Origin of the sequence: Arthrobacter sp. MMS18-M83, from assembly GCF_026683955.1 — a bacterium.
Classification (GTDB): domain Bacteria; phylum Actinomycetota; class Actinomycetes; order Actinomycetales; family Micrococcaceae; genus Arthrobacter.
This window is the reverse complement of the sequence record NZ_CP113343.1, coordinates 3,061,076-3,075,258: the sequence shown is the minus strand read 5'-3', so window position 1 is coordinate 3,075,258 and position 14,183 is coordinate 3,061,076. Positions and strand designations below refer to the sequence as shown.

The following is a 14,183-nucleotide window of genomic DNA, read 5'->3' as shown; positions in this document are numbered from 1 at the left end:
AAATGCCGAGGTGGTCAGTTCAGGTGTGGACGGCCTTGCCGCCCTTGACAATCTGCGCCGGTGTTCGGCCGGTGAGGTGCCAGTCGCCCGGATTCTCGGCGAGCAGCTCGCGGACACGCGGAGCGACCCTTTCGCCGAACAGGCGGATGCTGTGTTCGCGAGCCTGCCGGGGAAGGTGCAGCACGTCGTACTTGAGGTCGAAGCGGGACAGATGGTTCGCGCGCACGATCCCGGCGATCTTCTGCGCCACCGTCTCGGGAGATCCGACGTAGAGCGCGCCAGTGTCGACCTCTTCGGCGTATCGTTCAGCGGTCGGCGGGTAGAAGCCGCGTTCCTTGCTGACCTGTGTCACGACAGGCTGCCAATGCTTCCAGTGCACGTTCTTCGCTTCTTCGTCGGTGTTGGCGATGAAGCCGAGGGAATGCTGCGCGATCGGCAGCTCGGGGTGCCCGAATGATGAGAGCGCCCGCAGGTAGAGCTCGGCGTGCCCGGCGAAACGCTCGGCGCGTCCGCCAATGATGGCCATCATCAGCGGAAGTCCGTGCCGCGCCGCGCGGATCACGGAGTCGGGGCTGCCACCTATTCCGATCCACGCCGGGATCCCGCCATCCGGCATCCGCGGATGCAGACGCACGTCCTCGAGCGAGCTGCGATACTTCCCGGACCAGGTCACGCGATCCTCCCGCATAAGACGGAGGAACAAATCGAGCTTCTCCTCGAAGATCTCCTCGTAGTCGGCGATGTCGTAACCGAACAGCTGGAACGACTCGATCGCGGATGCCCGGCCGAGGACGAGCTGCGTGCGGCCGCCGGAGATCCCGTCGACGGTCGCGAACTCCTGATACAGCCGCACCGGATCCTGCGTCGAGAGCACGGTGACCGAGGTGCCGAGGTGGATGCTGGAGGTAGCCTGGGCGGCGGCCGCCAGCAAGACCGGGGTGGCCGAGTCGACCATGCCCTCCCGATAGTGCTCGCCGACGCTGAAAACGTCCAGACCGACAGCCTCTGCCAGCTGCGCCTCCTCGATGAGTAGACGCAGCGTCTCGGCATCCGACATCACGCGGCCTGCATCGGTTGAGATGTCGCCGAACGAGTTCAGCCCAAACTCAAGATCATCGATCTGACCAACCATCATGTCCCCGACCTTTCTCGTCGCCCCGGATCTTCCGGATTGACATGTCAATACCCAGAAGAACGCTATAGTTGACGTATCAATTCCCGGAGGCGAGATGGTCTACACGAAGCACCGCACGATGCCGACTCGCGTGCAGTTGCGGATCTGGCGGGACTACATCGAGACGGCCGAGGCGCTACGCACCCGCCTCACGGGTCGCCTCCAGAACGAGTCGTCTTTGTCGTCAGGTGACTACCAGGTGCTGCTCGCCCTCAGCGAGGCGGACCAGCACACGATACGGTCATCGGAGCTCGCTGCCATGATCGGCTGGGAACGCAGCCGCCTGTCGCATCACCTCGGCCGCATGGAGAAGCGGCAGCTCATCCGTCGGATCCCCTGCGCAGACGCCGTGCACGGGGTCGATGTGATGGCCACCGATCCGGGGCTGGAGCTATTCCGTGCCGGATCGGTCCCGCACCTGCGCGCCGTGAAGGAGATGTTCATCGACGCACTTTCCCCTGAGCAGATCAAACAGGTCGAGGACATCGCAATCGTCCTGCGCCGACATCTTGGCCTCGATTCCGAGGTCGGAACAAGGGAGTGAACATGAACGAGATGAATCAGGGCGATCAACCGCCTCAACGCGAGTCTATTGCGATCCGCCAGTATCGCGCCCCCGGCATCGTCGTGACCTGGGAACCTGCTCGTTGCCGACACGCGGCCGAATGCATCCGAGGGCTTCCACAAGTGTTCAACCGTGACGTACGGCCGTGGATCGATACCAGCCGTGCCAGCGTTGACGAACTGGTCGAGGTGATCGACCGGTGCCCCAGCTACGCGCTGGGCTACCACGCCGCCGACGGCCGGATGCGGACACCACCTGGGGAAGGCGACACCTCCGCCACATAGTCGTACGATCGCGACCGACCACGACGTCTGTGTGTTCTTCCGATCTCGGCGATCTATTGAAGAATATGAGTCAATACAAAGAGTCTTTTATATTGACTCATATTTCTTTATGGACTTGCTCAAGAGTCCAGTTAGGTCTCCCGAGCCGGGCGAAGCAACTGCACCAGGGACGATATCGAAGGCATCCATGCCAACGCGCGCTGCCTCTTCCGCGGTACGAGGAGCTCAGGCTGGCAGTAGCTCCACTAGGCCATTCGGGGAGTCCATTTGGACAGGAGAGCCTTGTTGGCTTCCCGTCGAAGGTATAGATCTTCTGGAGGAGTTTGACGCGGGTCTGCCCACCAATCGCTGAGGTTGTCGACGGCGACCATTTTTCGGCCTGCGTCGAGGGGAGTGACGCGCCAGCGGTCCGCCGGCTGCAGGTCCGGGTGGCCGGGTCCGAGGACCTGCACGGCGAAGATTCCGGGAAGGGAACTCCTCACGAATCCGTGGTCGGCGCCCAAATCGAGGTCGTGGGGGTTGGAGATGTCTGAATGCCCGGGGCGCGCAACTTGGGTCATCACGCTCCCGGTGGAGACGAGCCCGAAGGTAATCCGGGTCATCTGGGCATAGTCGTAGAGCGGTGCCAAGTCCGCGAGGAGCCTCATGACGGCCTCCCCTTCGTCGTCGTTGCCCTTCTTGATCTCGGTGCCGGCGAGCATCCATCCCTCGCCGGTGAACCTCACGTACTAGTCTCCGTTGGCTGTGGGGAACAGCAGGTGGGCCCATCCGATGTCTTCGCACAGGCGCGTCAGCAGGCCTGCGATCTGGTGCGGTTCGCATTGGGTCATTGTGAAGTGGATGCCGGCGAGGATCGGGCCGGTCGCGTTGGCCGCGGCCCAACCTGTGATCCGGTCCACGATTTTCTTGAATGCTGGGCTGTCCACGGCCCACCGGTCCAGGTTCTTCTTCACGGACCGGAAAGCGAGGGGGGTCTCGTTGTTGTCCATGGCCGCGTCGACCGAGCAGATCGCGGCACAGTAGGCGTACCGATTCGTGCGGGGTCTGGGGCCGGGGCGGTCGGCGCATGCGGTGATGGTTCCGGTGAAGCCGAGGGGCGCGATCGCGTCGGCGATCATCTGCGCAATCTCCAAGGCATGCCGGGGAGCCAGGATCGGGTGGACGAAGATTGCCGTTCCCTTGATCACCTCGACCGCGTGAAACCGCTGGTCGGGGTGCCCGGGCATTCTGATGCCGGCAATGGCGTTGTCGATGTCGTCAGCTGAGGGTGGTTCCTTCCTTCATTTGGAGTGTAGAGGAATCCCTGGGTGAATAACGCGGCCGTGTTGACCCTGCGGATCTTGACCTCGTCGACAGTGATGCCAGCATGTTCACCCATTGAGTGCCCCTCGGAAGCTGTACGTGCCGTAGGAGTTGCGGGTTATGTCGCTGGCCATCTCAAGCCGGTAGGCACCAGCCGGGAGAGCCGCGGTCTTGTTCCCCGAAGCGCAGTAGTCCCCGGCGACTTTCGCTCCACTGGCCACGGAGGTCACCTGCCAGGTGAGCCCGTTCGCGTATGGATTGGCGGGGTTGCTCAGACACGTCACCCAACTGATACTAAGGGTTTTGCCCCCCGGTGGGGACTGTGAAATTAACGGAAGCGACCTGAAGCTGGGATGAAGGTAGGCATGAACCTAAGTAGTCCATGGATAACCGGTGTCATATCATCGCTGGCAGCATTCCTGCTGGCTTACTCGATAGAGAGCTTCAGGTCGCTCCCACTCTTCTGGGTTCTTTATGTTGGGATGGGTGCTGCGTGGCTTGCAGTTGCAGCCACGCAGACGACAGACAAGTCCCACACCATTCTTTCGATTCCAACTCCGCTACTGATGCTGGGCATCATCTCACTGGTCATCAACTTCTTCCCCTTGGCCTTAGCTTTGTTCATCGTGTTCGTGAATACCCTCATGCTCGCTCCTAATAATCGCGGCTGGCGTCTGCTTGGGGATGCTTTGGAGTCCCTCGTCTACGTTTTCTTTGCCTTCTTCTTTGCCTTCGTGTTTTTTCTTGTCAGCGGCTTCATGCCTCGAGTCGTGGTTCCTGTGGCTTACGTCCTTGCCGGCATTGCCATCATTGCGTCTATCAAGCGGGCTGAAGCGGGAAGCTTTCCTAAGTGGACTGGCACCCTCGCCGGGCTCGCTCTCGTAGTCGTTCTGGTGGTCTTCAACGACAGATACGCGTCGATTGGTGCGGCAACGGCAGCGGCGGGGGTTGCCCTTTTAGTTGGAATTGGCAAGGCTACCCGTTCAAATCGACGGTGGCCGGCGTCCTCGGCCCGCTGAGAATCGCGTTCATCGTGGCGGCCTTCTGGCAGTTCTAGCTATTGCCCTCACACCATCGCGCTTCTGCCCTCCGGTGGATACCCTCGCCTAACCGACGGGCGAACCCAAGTGCGACGGCTGCCTAGTCTTTGACCGCGCCCGGCGAGTGGATGAAGAGGCTGGCAAGGGCGGTAAGGAGAAGTAGGGATGCCGCGATGATGAAGCTGGTCTGCATTCCATGGACGAAGTTGGTGCGTTCGGCAATCAGAGCACCGAAAACGGCGATCGCGACTGCCCCGCCCACCTGACGGAACGTGTTGAAGACAGCGCTTGCGGTGCCCGCCTTTTCGCTCGGTACGCTCGCGAGGACGACGGCGGTGACCTGCGGCATCGCGATCGATCCACCGGAACCCGTGAAAATCAGGAAGGTACCGACGAGTAGCGGCGATCCCAGCGGTGCTGTGAGGAGCATCGCGGTGAGTCCCACCACCATGGACGTCAATCCGACAACCACCGGGACCCGCGTCCCGAACCGATTCGAGAGGGTTCCGCTGACGATGTTGCCGACGATGCTGAATGCCGCGGAAGGAAGGAAGGTGAAACCGGCCTGAAGTGGCGTCAGTCCGAGGTGTTGTTGGAGGAAAAGGCTGACGACAAAGACCGTGCCGAAGTGGCCAACCATGAATGCGAATCCCACCGAGAGGGAGATTCGCATTCCTGTGGAGCGAAACAGCTCGAGAGGCATCATCGGGTACTGGCCGCGCGCCTGGATCAAAAGGAACGCAGCGAGGCTGATGGCTGCGAGGACCAGACTGCCGATGACGGGCACAGTGCCGAAGCCCTCGGTTCCTCCCGTGATGAGGCCGTACATCAACGCGGTCAGGGCAACGATCGCCGCGGCCTGGCCTGCCCAGTCGAACGGAGTCGGCCGTCGCGGTGACGTGGCGACGGAAGCCAGGAGTACAAGCATCGCGATGCAGACGGGAAGGTTGATGCCGAACACGAGCCGCCAGTCCAGCGTGGTGAGGAGGCCGCCGACAAGCGGACCAACGGCTCCCGCGACTGCCCCTCCCACTGCCCAGATCCCCAGGGCATATGCGCGACGGCGGGGATCGGGAAAGGCTTGCCGAATCAGCGCCATCGACGCCGGCAGCATGATCGAGGCTGCACCTCCTTGGAGGAAGCGGGCGGCAATGAGAACCCCAGACGTCGGCGCGAGTGCGCACGCCACGGATGCCACCAGGAATAGTGCGATACCCCAGCCCAGCGCCCTTTTCGCGCCGATCCGATCCGACAGGTTCCCTGCGAACAGCAACAACGCGGCGAACATCAGCGTGTAGCCGTCAATCACCCACTGCAGCCCGGCTGTTCCGCCCCCGAGTTCCCTCCCGATGCTGGTAAGCGCGACATTGACGATCAGGATGTCGAGGGTGATCAGGAAAAACCCAAGCGACGCAATCACGAGCGTGAGCGGTGCCCGTGGCGCATCAGCCATGGCCGGCAGAGGAACCGGAGCCGGCAAAGTGGTTTCGGGGTGTGTCATGGATTAAGGAAACAGCCCAGGGAGAAAACGAGGGAGTCTCTGTCTTGAGGGGTACTGGCAGTGACCCCCAACGGAAGCGCTGCGAGCGCGAGGCTGCCTTTCGCCGTCGAGCCTTAAGCGACCAGCACCGCGGCGGCGCTGTCCATGTGCTCGAGGATAGTCTTGCGGGCCAAGGATGCGTCCCCGGTCTCTATGGCGGCCACGATGTCGTGGTGGCGCTCGACGCTCATGTTCTTGACGCCCTTCTCCAGCCCGGCAAACATGATGGACATCCGGATGGATCCCTCCAGCGATTCCCAGGAATGGAGCAGGGTCTCGTTGCCGGTGAGGCGGCACATGGTGCGGTGGAACTCAAGATCGGACTCGATCCGTTCCTCGAGGCTTCCCTTGGTTGCGGCGGCCATAGCGTCGATCGCGGCGCGCAGCGAAGTGATCACCTGTTTGCGGTCCGGCAGTTCGCACAGGGTGCGCGCGGCGAGGGATTCCAGGGCTGCACGCACCGAGTAGATATCGCGGATTTCCTTGGCATCGAGGTGGCGGACGGAGAGCCGGCCGCGCGGCCCTGCAGACAGCAGGCCCTCCTGCTCGAGTTGCCGCAGGGCCTCCCGGAGCGTCCCGCGGCTGATCTGGAGCATGTCCGACAACTCGGTCTCCACCAAATGCCGGCCTGGTTCCAGTTCGCCGCTGGTGATGGCGGTGCGCAGCGCGGAGAGCGCCTGCTCACGGAGGCTCTTCTTTTCCAGTCCCAGAAGGGGTGCTGTTGCTCCGGCCATCATGTCCGTCCTCAATGTCAGTGGTCGACTGTTTACAGTCGGTGTGTTAACTGTTGATCTTACGGCAGGAGCGCGGAACCGGCTCCTGCCTGCTCCGCGCTCCTGCCAAACGAATAGCCGGGCTCAGCCCAGTTCTGCCAGGACCTTCGCCACGATCCGCTGCACAGACAATCCGTACCGCTCATGCAAGGTGGGCAGGGCACCGGCGTCGAGGAACGCATCCGGCAGGGCCACTGGAACCACGCGTTTGCCCAATCCAGCTGTGACCACGGCCGATGCCACGGTTTCAAACAAACCGCCCACCACGCTGTGGTTCTCCAGCGTGAGTGCCAGGCGGTCGGTGTTCAGTTCTGCCAAGACGGTGGCGGCGTCGAACGGCTTGATGGTGGGAGCGTGCACGACGGCGACATCCACCTTATGCGCGGCCAGCGCCTCCGCTGCCTGCAGCGCGCGCATGGTCATCAATCCGCTGGAGACGAACACGACGTCGTTGCCGCCGCGCAGCACCTTCGCGTTACCGAGTTCGAACGTGTAGTCGTACTCGTCCAACACCGTGGGGACGTTCCCGCGAAGGAGGCGCAGGTACGTAGGGCCGTCGCTGGCTGCCAGCTGCGGCACTGCCTGCTCGATGTCCACGGAATCGCATGGATCAACGATGGTCAGATTGGGCATGCCGCGGAATATCGCCATGTCCTCCGTGGCCTGATGGCTGGGGCCGTACCCCGTAGTCAGCCCCGGGAGTCCGCCCACGATATTCACGTTGAGGTTCGGCTCGGCGATGTCGAGGCACAGGAAGTCGTAGGCCCGGCGCGCGGCGAACACGGAATAGGTCGAGGCGAATGGCACCAAGCCGGTCTCGGCCAACCCCGCCGCCGCACCGAAGAGCAACTGCTCAGCCATTCCCATCTGGAAGAAACGCTCCGGGAACGCCTTCGCGAAGATATGCATGTCCGTGTATTTGCCCAGGTCGGCGGTAAGTCCGACGATTCGCGGGTCAGCCTCGGCGGCTTTCGCCAACGCGTGGCCGAAAGGCGCTGAAGAGGTCTTCTGGCCCGGGTCCGCGAAGGACGCGATCATGGCCGACGTCTTCAGCTTGGGGGCTGCGCCTTTCAAAGCGGTGACGGTGCTCATCGGCCGGCCTTCCCGTTGGACCCTGCGGTCAGTTGCTTGCGGCAAAGCTGCCATTCGTGTTCTTCGATGCGCATGAAATGCGCCTTTTCGCGTTCTTCGAGCAGGGGCACGCCGCGCCCCACCTTCGTGTCGCACAAGATGACGGAAGGACGTCCGACGACGGCGGCCTGGGCGGCGGCGTTGTCGAACGCGGCCAGCAACGCACCGACGTCGTTCCCGTCCACGCGCTGGGTGTACCAGCCGAAAGCCTCCCACTTTTCCGTTACCGGTTCGGTGCGGAGCACCGTGTCCGTCTTGCCGTCGGCCTGCAAGGCGTTGATGTCCACCATGGCAGTGAGGTTCCCCAGCTGGTGGTGGTGAGCGCCCATGGCGGCCTCCCACGTGGATCCTTCGTCCAGCTCGCCGTCGGAGAGGAAGTTGTACACCCTCGCGCTCGATCCGCGGTGCCGGAGGCCGAGGGCGATTCCCACCGCTATGGAAAGTCCGTGGCCGAGGGATCCACCGGAGATTTCCATGCCCGGCGTGTACGTCGACATCCCTGACATGGGAAGCCTGGAATCGTCCGAACCGTAGCTTTCGAGCTCCTCGACGGGAATGATTCCAGCCTCCGCCAGCGCTGCGTAGTGGCCGATTGCGTAGTGGCCGGTGGAGAGGAGGAAGCGGTCCCGCCCCTCCCACTCCGGGTCATCGGCGCGGTAGCGGAGCTGGTCCGCATAGACCGCGGCGAGCATGTCCGCTGCTCCGAGTGCCTGGCCGACGTAGCCCTGGCCTTGGACTTCGCCCATGTTGAGGGCGTGGTGCCGGATCCGGTTGGCGGCTGCACCCACCCGTTCGATGCGTCCCGTGAGGGATTCTCCGATTCGTCCTGCCGTGCGTTGGTCCTGTGCCACCGTCATTAGACATTCACCGACTGGGGAGTGCTTTTGGTGGCCTCATCGGCCAACTGGCGCTCCCGCTTGCCCCAGGTTTCGCGGGTGGCCAAGGCCGCCCAGAGACCGATGGCTGCGTACAGGCCGAAGAGCACAGCCGGACCCATCCAGCCCATGGTGACGAAAAGCAACGTGGTAATGAAGGGCGTGAAACCGGAGACCATGGCCGAGATCTGGTAGGCCAGGGAGGCGCCCGAGGCGCGGGTCTTCGCCTGGAAAAGCTCCGGGAACCACGGGCCCTGGGCGCCAGCGAGGGAGTTCTGGCAGACACCGTAAGAGACAGCGATGGTGGCAATGATGAAGATGAACATACCCGTGTTGACCAGCAGGAACATCGGGATGGCGAACAGCACGGCGAAGGCGCAGGACCAGATGTAAACGGGACGTCGGCCGATCCTGTCCGTCAGCCGCGCCCAGGCCTGGGTTGCGAAGATACCGATGGCCGAGGCGATGCACAAGGCGACCAGGGTCTGGGTCTTATCTGCCAAATGCTGGCTGTTCAGGTAAGAAATCATGTACGTGATGGAGACGGCGTAGCCCGCGGTCTCGGCAATGCGGAGGCCGATGCCCTTGACGATGTTGCGCCAGTCGGTCTTCAAGACCTCCACGATGGGAGACTTCACGATTGCGCCGCTGTCCTTGACCTCGTCGAAGACCGGGGATTCCGGCACCTTGGAGCGGATGATCAAGCCCACAACAACCAACACCATGCTGGCGAGGAAGGGAACGCGCCACGCGAGTTCGCCCCCGAGTTGGACGCTGACAAGGAACGTCAGGTTGGCCAGCAGGAGTCCCACAGGGAACCCGGCCTGGACGATGCCCGTGAACTTGCCCTTGGATTTCCACGGTGCGTGTTCATAGCTCATCAGGATCGCGCCGCCCCACTCAGCGCCGAAGGCCAGGCCTTGGACGATGCGTACGAATACCAGCAAGGCCGGCGCCAAGAGTCCTACCTGGCTGTAGGTGGGAAGAAGGCCGATCAGGAACGTGGCCACGCCCATCAGGATCAAGGAGGCTACGAGGACGGGCTTGCGCCCCAGCTTGTCGCCCAGGTGTCCGCCGATGATGCCGCCGATGGGACGGGCAGCAAAGCCGACGCCGAGGGTGGCGAAGGCGGCGAGGGTGCCTGTCACGGGATCGCCCGTGGGGAAGAATGCCGTTCCGAAGTACAGGGCAGCCGCGGTGCCGAAGCCGATGAAGTCATAGGTTTCGATGACTGCGCCAACACCGGAGCCGATGGCGACGCGCCTGGCGTCCTTGGTGCCGTGGACCGGCCCGCGCATGGTCAGAGCTTCTTTGCTCATTGGTGAATCCCTTTCGAAGAGCGACTGAGGCTAGGTGCTCAGCACTGTCGACTGTTAACACATGATATGCCAGTGTGACCTGCGCCATCTAATTCTGTCAACAGTCAACTTCAAGGGTTGACTGTTGACAGTTAACCCTTGTACTTTGGTTCCCATCACTACTGCCTTCGGGCACGAACTGGAGGAAACGAAGATGTTCAACTCCCGACTCGGTTGCTCATCCATCAGCTTCCGGCACCAGGATCTACCCACGGCATTGCGCACTATCAATGGCCTGGGCTTCGAAGAAATCGACCTCGGCGCGCTGCCGGGCGTCTGCGATCACGTTCCCTATGAGCTTGATTCCGACGCCGTTGCCGCCGTGACCGCGGAGGTCGCCGCCTCAGGGTTGAGGGTTCGCTCCGTCAACGGCGATATAGGCGACCTGAACGCAGTGCTCGACGCCGGTCAGCTCGGCGCCCGCCAAAGGCACCTAGATGCGCTGCTCACTCTTACTGCGAACACCGGCGCGAAGGCGCTGGTCCTCCCCTGCGGAGCCCTGGGACATGATCCGGTCCGCGGCCTCGAGGAGGACCTGGACACCATCGCAGCCCAGCTCATTGGCGCAGGACAGCGTGCGGCGGAGTTCGGCGTCGAGCTCTGGACCGAATCACTTCACTTCCTCCGGTTCTGCTGGAACCTTGAGCGCGCCGAACAGTTGGCCGCGCGGCTAGCAGGCTCCGGCGTCGGGATTGTCATGGACTTCAGCCACATCGTCGCAGCGGGCGAAGACCCGCTGGAGTACATCGAACGCCATCAGGGCCGGATAGGACATGTCCACCTCAGGGATGCGGTTCCGGGCAACATCAACCTCAGCATCGGAAGCGGCCACGCGGACTTTGCCGCCGGCCTCAGCTCCCTCGCAGCCACCGGCTACAGCGGCCACTTCTCTCTGGAGCTCGAAACCCGCGACGTCACGCACGACGAACGCCCTGCGGCCACCGCCAAGGCCGCCAGCTTCATCACAGACCTCATCTGACTCTCACAATGAACCACCCCTCAAGCAAACAAGGAGCATCATGACCACCACCATCCAGCGCACCGCCGTCCTCACCGGAGCCACCTCGGACCGGGGCATCGGCATCACTACCGCACGCCGCTACGCCAATGACGGCTGGGCCGTGGTGATCCTGGACCTCGACGGCGAGAAGTCCGCCAAGGTCGCAGCCGAAATCGGCAACCAGTTCAACGTCCCCGCATTCGGCTATGAGATCGACGTCGCCAACGAGGCCTCCGTCAATGCCGCGTACAAGGCAGTCGCCGCCGAAATCAGCGCGGGCACCCTCCCCGCCGTCGGAGCCTTGGCCAACATCGCAGGCATCACGTCGCCGGTGCCGTTCCTGGAAACCACGTTGGAACTCTGGCACAAGGTCATGGATGTCAACGCTACGGGCACCTACTTGGTGACCAAGGCCTTCCTGCCGGACATGATCGCCAATGGCTGGGGCCGGATCGTCAACATGTCTTCCGTTTCTGCCCAGCGCGGCGGTGGCGTCTTCGGCAAGGTTCCTTACTCCGCGGCGAAGGCAGCTGTCCTCGGCTTCACCAAGGCGTTGGCACGCGAAATCGGCGCCACAGGCGTCACCGTGAACGCCATTACCCCGGGCGCCGTGGACACCAACATCCGCGTAGGCAGCACCGATGAGCAGGAAGCCGCCATCAACGCCGGCATCCCCTTGGGCCGCAACGCCAGCACCGAGGAAGTCGCCGCCGTCATCACATTCCTCTCCTCCGAGGAGTCCGCGTACCTCACCGGCACCACCATCGACATCAACGGTGGAAGCCACATCCACTAGCAGCCCCCACATCCGTAGCCGAAAGAGCCCACGATGACCAGAATCTTCAACGATCCCGCCGATTTCGCAGAGGAAGCACTTGCCGGTTTCTGCGACCTCCACTCCGGCCTGGTGCGCCAGGTGCCCGGCGGCGCAGTGCGCCGCCACCGTCCCCAGCAGCCCAAGGTGGCCGTGCTGGCCGGTGGTGGATCCGGGCACTACCCGGCGTTTGCCGGGCTCATCGGCGCAGGACTGGCCGACGGCGCGGTCGTGGGCAACATCTTCACTTCGCCTTCCGCTCAACAGGCATATTCCGTGGCCAGGGCCGCGGATTCCGGCGCCGGAGTGGTGTTCACCTACGGCAACTATGCCGGGGACGTCCTGAACTTCGGCATGGCGAGCGAGCGCCTGGCTGCGGAAGGCATCGCCGTGGAAAACGTGCTGGTGACGGACGACATTGCCAGCGCCCCGCCGTCGGAGTCAGCCAAACGCCGCGGCATCGCGGGCGACTTCACGGTCTTCAAGATCATGGGCGCCGCCGCCGAAGCGGGGGCCGGGCTGGCCGACGTCGTGCGCTTGGGCCGGAAGGCAAACAGCCTGACCCGCACCATCGGCAGCGCCTTCCACGGCTGCACCTTCCCCGGCGCCGAAGCGCCGCTTTTCACGCTCAAGGACAAGCAGATGGGACTCGGCCTGGGCATCCACGGCGAGCCTGGATTGTTCGACACCGAACTCCCGCCCGCCAGGGAACTCGGGCAGGAACTCGTCGCCCGGCTGCTGGCAGAGACGCCGCACGGAGCGGGAAACCGCATCGCAGTGATCCTCAACGGACTCGGCTCCACCAAGCACGAGGAATTATTCGTCCTGTGGCTTACCGTCGCTCCGCTGCTGCGCGCGGCCGGCTACACCTTGGTCATGCCGGAGGTCGGCGAACTGGTCACTAGCCTGGACATGTCCGGCGTCTCCCTCACCATCACGTGGCTGGACGAGGAACTTGAGCCGCTCTGGACGGCTCCCGCGGAAACGCCGGCCTACCGTCGGGGCACTACCGCCCTGCTGACCGGTCTTGCCCTCACCGAAGACGCGTTCGACGGCGGCCCGGAAGCTATCGCGTTCGCCGCCACCCAGGACTCCCGCGACTATGCCGCGAATTGCGCAGCCGCCCTGGAAGCAGCGCGGGAAGCACTGCACGACGCCGAATCGCAGCTTGGCGACATGGATGCCGTAGCGGGCGACGGCGACCACGGCCGCGGGATGGTCCGCGGAATTGACGCTGCCACTGCGGCCGCCGCAACGGCTCTTGCTGGTGGGGCCGGGGCCGGCGACATGTTGGGAGCCGCAGGCGACGCCTGGGCGGATAAAGCCGGCGGAACCTCGGGCGTCCTGTGGGGCGCAGGCCTCCGGGCTCTCGGCGAATCGCTCGGCAATGACAAAACGCCAGGACCGGCTGAACTCGCCGCTGGCGTGACCGCGTTCGCTGCGCGGATCACCACCCTGGGCAAGGCCGAGATCGGCGACAAAACCATGGTGGATGCATTGCTCCCCTTCACGGAAACGTTCTGCAGGCTCGTGGCCGAGGGCATCCTTCCGGATGCTGCCTGGGCGGACGCGGCTGCAGCGGCCACCTCGGCAGCCCAAGCCACGGCCTCGCTCAGGCCTCTCAAGGGACGGGCACGCCCGCTCGCGGAGAAGAGCGTGGGCACAGCCGACCCCGGAGCTACCTCGCTGGCAATGATCTTCACCGTTATGGGCCCGCATCTTGTGTGGCCTGCAGGCGCGGCCAATGCGGGCGCGGCCGCCGGCAAGCACGCCGGAGCCGTCGCATGACCGCGGAAGGACAAACCAGGGGTTTCCGACTCATCCTGGGCGCCGATGAAGCAGGCGTGGACTATAAAGACCGAATCATGGCCGATCTGCGGGACGATCCGCGGATCAGCGAAATCATCGATATCGGCGTCAACCGCAACGACTCCTTGGAAGACTTCACCAGACCCTACCCGTACGTCGGGATCAAGGCGGGCGAACTCATCCGGAACGGCCTTGCAGACAGGGCCATCCTGTTCTGTGGCACCGGAATCGGCGTGGCCATCGCAGCGAACAAGGTAGACGGGATCCGCGCCACCACGGCCCACGATTCCTTCTCCGTGGAGCGTTCCATCCTGTCCAACGACTGCCAGGTGCTCACCATGGGCCAGCGCGTGGTTGGGGTGGAGCTGGCCAGCAGGCTGGCACGGGAATGGCTCGGCTATGCCTTCGACCCGGCATCGGCGTCAGCCGACAAGGTCAAGGTGCTCACCGATTTCGAGGGCTGCTGAGTCCTGCCGCCGTGGGTTCTGCCGCCGTCTCCAGTCCCAACTGGCTAGCAG

Annotated in this window: 16 protein-coding genes; 7 read left to right on the top strand and 9 right to left on the bottom strand. The window is 63.6% G+C overall.

The window, feature by feature from the left end; translation table 11 throughout:
- Positions 1 to 19: 19 nt before the first annotated feature.
- Positions 20 to 1,135: an LLM class flavin-dependent oxidoreductase gene (locus OW521_RS14595; RefSeq protein WP_268020349.1), complete on the bottom strand. Its 1,116-nt coding sequence runs from the start codon at positions 1,133 to 1,135 to the stop codon at positions 20 to 22.
- A 118-nt stretch (positions 1,136 to 1,253) separates the two neighbouring features.
- Between OW521_RS14595 and OW521_RS14590 the strand changes: the two genes are divergently transcribed.
- Together OW521_RS14590 and OW521_RS14585 are read left to right on the top strand one after the other, a co-directional pair.
- A complete protein-coding gene (locus tag OW521_RS14590) occupies positions 1,254 to 1,718 on the top strand; it encodes a MarR family winged helix-turn-helix transcriptional regulator (protein WP_268020348.1) in 465 nt (154 codons plus the stop codon).
- A 2-nt stretch (positions 1,719 to 1,720) separates the two neighbouring features.
- Positions 1,721 to 2,023 carry a (4Fe-4S)-binding protein gene (locus OW521_RS14585; RefSeq protein ID WP_268020347.1) on the top strand — a complete coding sequence of 101 codons (303 nt, stop codon included), beginning with the start codon at positions 1,721 to 1,723 and terminating at the stop codon, positions 2,021 to 2,023.
- 245 nt (positions 2,024 to 2,268) lie between these two features.
- Here OW521_RS14585 and OW521_RS14580 read toward each other — a convergent pair whose 3' ends face one another.
- The 3 genes from OW521_RS14580 to OW521_RS14570 all read right to left on the bottom strand — a co-directional run bounded on the left by OW521_RS14580 (position 2,269) and on the right by OW521_RS14570 (position 3,609).
- Positions 2,269 to 2,748: a hypothetical protein gene (locus OW521_RS14580; protein ID WP_268020346.1), complete on the bottom strand. Its 480-nt coding sequence runs from the start codon at positions 2,746 to 2,748 to the stop codon at positions 2,269 to 2,271.
- A 3-nt stretch (positions 2,749 to 2,751) separates the two neighbouring features.
- Entirely contained in the window at positions 2,752 to 3,249 is a 498-nt protein-coding gene (locus OW521_RS14575; RefSeq protein ID WP_268020345.1) for a hypothetical protein, read from the bottom strand.
- A 144-nt stretch (positions 3,250 to 3,393) separates the two neighbouring features.
- The gene (locus OW521_RS14570; RefSeq protein ID WP_268020344.1) at positions 3,394 to 3,609 is read right to left on the bottom strand and encodes a hypothetical protein; all 216 of its coding nucleotides are present in this window, start codon (positions 3,607 to 3,609) and stop codon (positions 3,394 to 3,396) included.
- A gap of 69 nt (positions 3,610 to 3,678) precedes the next feature.
- On the opposite strand from OW521_RS14570, the gene OW521_RS14565 reads away from it, so the two are divergent.
- Positions 3,679 to 4,344 carry a hypothetical protein gene (locus OW521_RS14565; RefSeq protein ID WP_268020343.1) on the top strand — a complete coding sequence of 222 codons (666 nt, stop codon included), beginning with the start codon at positions 3,679 to 3,681 and terminating at the stop codon, positions 4,342 to 4,344.
- Between the two features lie 121 nt (positions 4,345 to 4,465).
- Here the strand turns inward: OW521_RS14565 and OW521_RS14560 are convergent, their stop codons facing one another.
- From OW521_RS14560 to OW521_RS14540, 5 genes are all read right to left on the bottom strand, one after another.
- On the bottom strand, positions 4,466 to 5,866 hold the full coding sequence (locus OW521_RS14560) for an MFS transporter (protein WP_268020342.1): 1,401 nt from the start codon (positions 5,864 to 5,866) through the stop codon (positions 4,466 to 4,468).
- Between the two features lie 113 nt (positions 5,867 to 5,979).
- On the bottom strand, positions 5,980 to 6,639 hold the full coding sequence (locus OW521_RS14555) for a GntR family transcriptional regulator (protein ID WP_268025890.1): 660 nt from the start codon (positions 6,637 to 6,639) through the stop codon (positions 5,980 to 5,982).
- Between the two features lie 123 nt (positions 6,640 to 6,762).
- Complete coding sequence (locus OW521_RS14550; RefSeq protein WP_268020341.1) at positions 6,763 to 7,770, bottom strand: transketolase family protein; 1,008 nt, start codon at positions 7,768 to 7,770, stop codon at positions 6,763 to 6,765.
- Positions 7,767 to 8,666: a transketolase gene (locus tag OW521_RS14545; RefSeq protein WP_268020340.1), complete on the bottom strand. Its 900-nt coding sequence runs from the start codon at positions 8,664 to 8,666 to the stop codon at positions 7,767 to 7,769. The genes OW521_RS14550 and OW521_RS14545 overlap by 4 nt, the downstream gene beginning before the upstream one ends.
- Positions 8,666 to 10,003 (bottom strand): MFS transporter, encoded by a 1,338-nt coding sequence (locus OW521_RS14540; RefSeq protein ID WP_268020339.1) that lies wholly within the window; start codon positions 10,001 to 10,003, stop codon positions 8,666 to 8,668. The genes OW521_RS14545 and OW521_RS14540 overlap by 1 nt, the downstream gene beginning before the upstream one ends.
- 193 nt (positions 10,004 to 10,196) lie before the next feature.
- Between OW521_RS14540 and OW521_RS14535 the strand changes: the two genes are divergently transcribed.
- Genes OW521_RS14535 through OW521_RS14520 form a run of 4 tightly spaced genes read left to right on the top strand, consistent with a single transcriptional unit; the run spans position 10,197 to position 14,132 of the window.
- Positions 10,197 to 11,021, top strand: a complete 825-nt coding sequence (locus OW521_RS14535; protein ID WP_268020338.1) for a sugar phosphate isomerase/epimerase family protein — start codon at positions 10,197 to 10,199, stop codon at positions 11,019 to 11,021.
- Positions 11,022 to 11,061: 40 nt separating this feature from the next.
- Entirely contained in the window at positions 11,062 to 11,838 is a 777-nt protein-coding gene (locus OW521_RS14530; RefSeq protein WP_268020337.1) for an SDR family NAD(P)-dependent oxidoreductase, read from the top strand.
- 33 nt (positions 11,839 to 11,871) lie between these two features.
- Positions 11,872 to 13,644, top strand: coding sequence for a dihydroxyacetone kinase family protein (locus OW521_RS14525; protein ID WP_268020336.1), 1,773 nt, complete (start codon positions 11,872 to 11,874; stop codon positions 13,642 to 13,644).
- The gene (locus OW521_RS14520; protein ID WP_268020335.1) at positions 13,641 to 14,132 is read left to right on the top strand and encodes an RpiB/LacA/LacB family sugar-phosphate isomerase; all 492 of its coding nucleotides are present in this window, start codon (positions 13,641 to 13,643) and stop codon (positions 14,130 to 14,132) included. Before OW521_RS14525 ends, OW521_RS14520 begins: the two co-directional genes overlap by 4 nt.
- Positions 14,133 to 14,183: the final 51 nt, after the last annotated feature.

Excerpts from the sequence above, each read along its gene's own strand:
- OW521_RS14595 (WP_268020349.1), bottom strand. The coding sequence starts at position 1,135 with ATGATGGTTGGTCAGATCGATGATCTTGAGTTTGGGCTGAACTCGTTC.
- OW521_RS14590 (WP_268020348.1), top strand. The coding sequence starts at position 1,254 with ATGCCGACTCGCGTGCAGTTGCGGATCTGGCGGGACTACATCGAGACG.
- OW521_RS14585 (WP_268020347.1), top strand. The coding sequence starts at position 1,721 with ATGAACGAGATGAATCAGGGCGATCAACCGCCTCAACGCGAGTCTATT.
- OW521_RS14575 (WP_268020345.1), bottom strand. The coding sequence starts at position 3,249 with ATGCCCGGGCACCCCGACCAGCGGTTTCACGCGGTCGAGGTGATCAAG.
- OW521_RS14565 (WP_268020343.1), top strand. The coding sequence starts at position 3,679 with ATGAAGGTAGGCATGAACCTAAGTAGTCCATGGATAACCGGTGTCATA.
- OW521_RS14560 (WP_268020342.1), bottom strand. The coding sequence starts at position 5,866 with ATGACACACCCCGAAACCACTTTGCCGGCTCCGGTTCCTCTGCCGGCC.
- OW521_RS14555 (WP_268025890.1), bottom strand. The coding sequence starts at position 6,639 with ATGGCCGGAGCAACAGCACCCCTTCTGGGACTGGAAAAGAAGAGCCTC.
- OW521_RS14550 (WP_268020341.1), bottom strand. The coding sequence starts at position 7,770 with ATGAGCACCGTCACCGCTTTGAAAGGCGCAGCCCCCAAGCTGAAGACG.
- OW521_RS14545 (WP_268020340.1), bottom strand. The coding sequence starts at position 8,666 with ATGACGGTGGCACAGGACCAACGCACGGCAGGACGAATCGGAGAATCC.
- OW521_RS14540 (WP_268020339.1), bottom strand. The coding sequence starts at position 10,003 with ATGAGCAAAGAAGCTCTGACCATGCGCGGGCCGGTCCACGGCACCAAG.
- OW521_RS14535 (WP_268020338.1), top strand. The coding sequence starts at position 10,197 with ATGTTCAACTCCCGACTCGGTTGCTCATCCATCAGCTTCCGGCACCAG.
- OW521_RS14530 (WP_268020337.1), top strand. The coding sequence starts at position 11,062 with ATGACCACCACCATCCAGCGCACCGCCGTCCTCACCGGAGCCACCTCG.
- OW521_RS14525 (WP_268020336.1), top strand. The coding sequence starts at position 11,872 with ATGACCAGAATCTTCAACGATCCCGCCGATTTCGCAGAGGAAGCACTT.
- OW521_RS14520 (WP_268020335.1), top strand. The coding sequence starts at position 13,641 with ATGACCGCGGAAGGACAAACCAGGGGTTTCCGACTCATCCTGGGCGCC.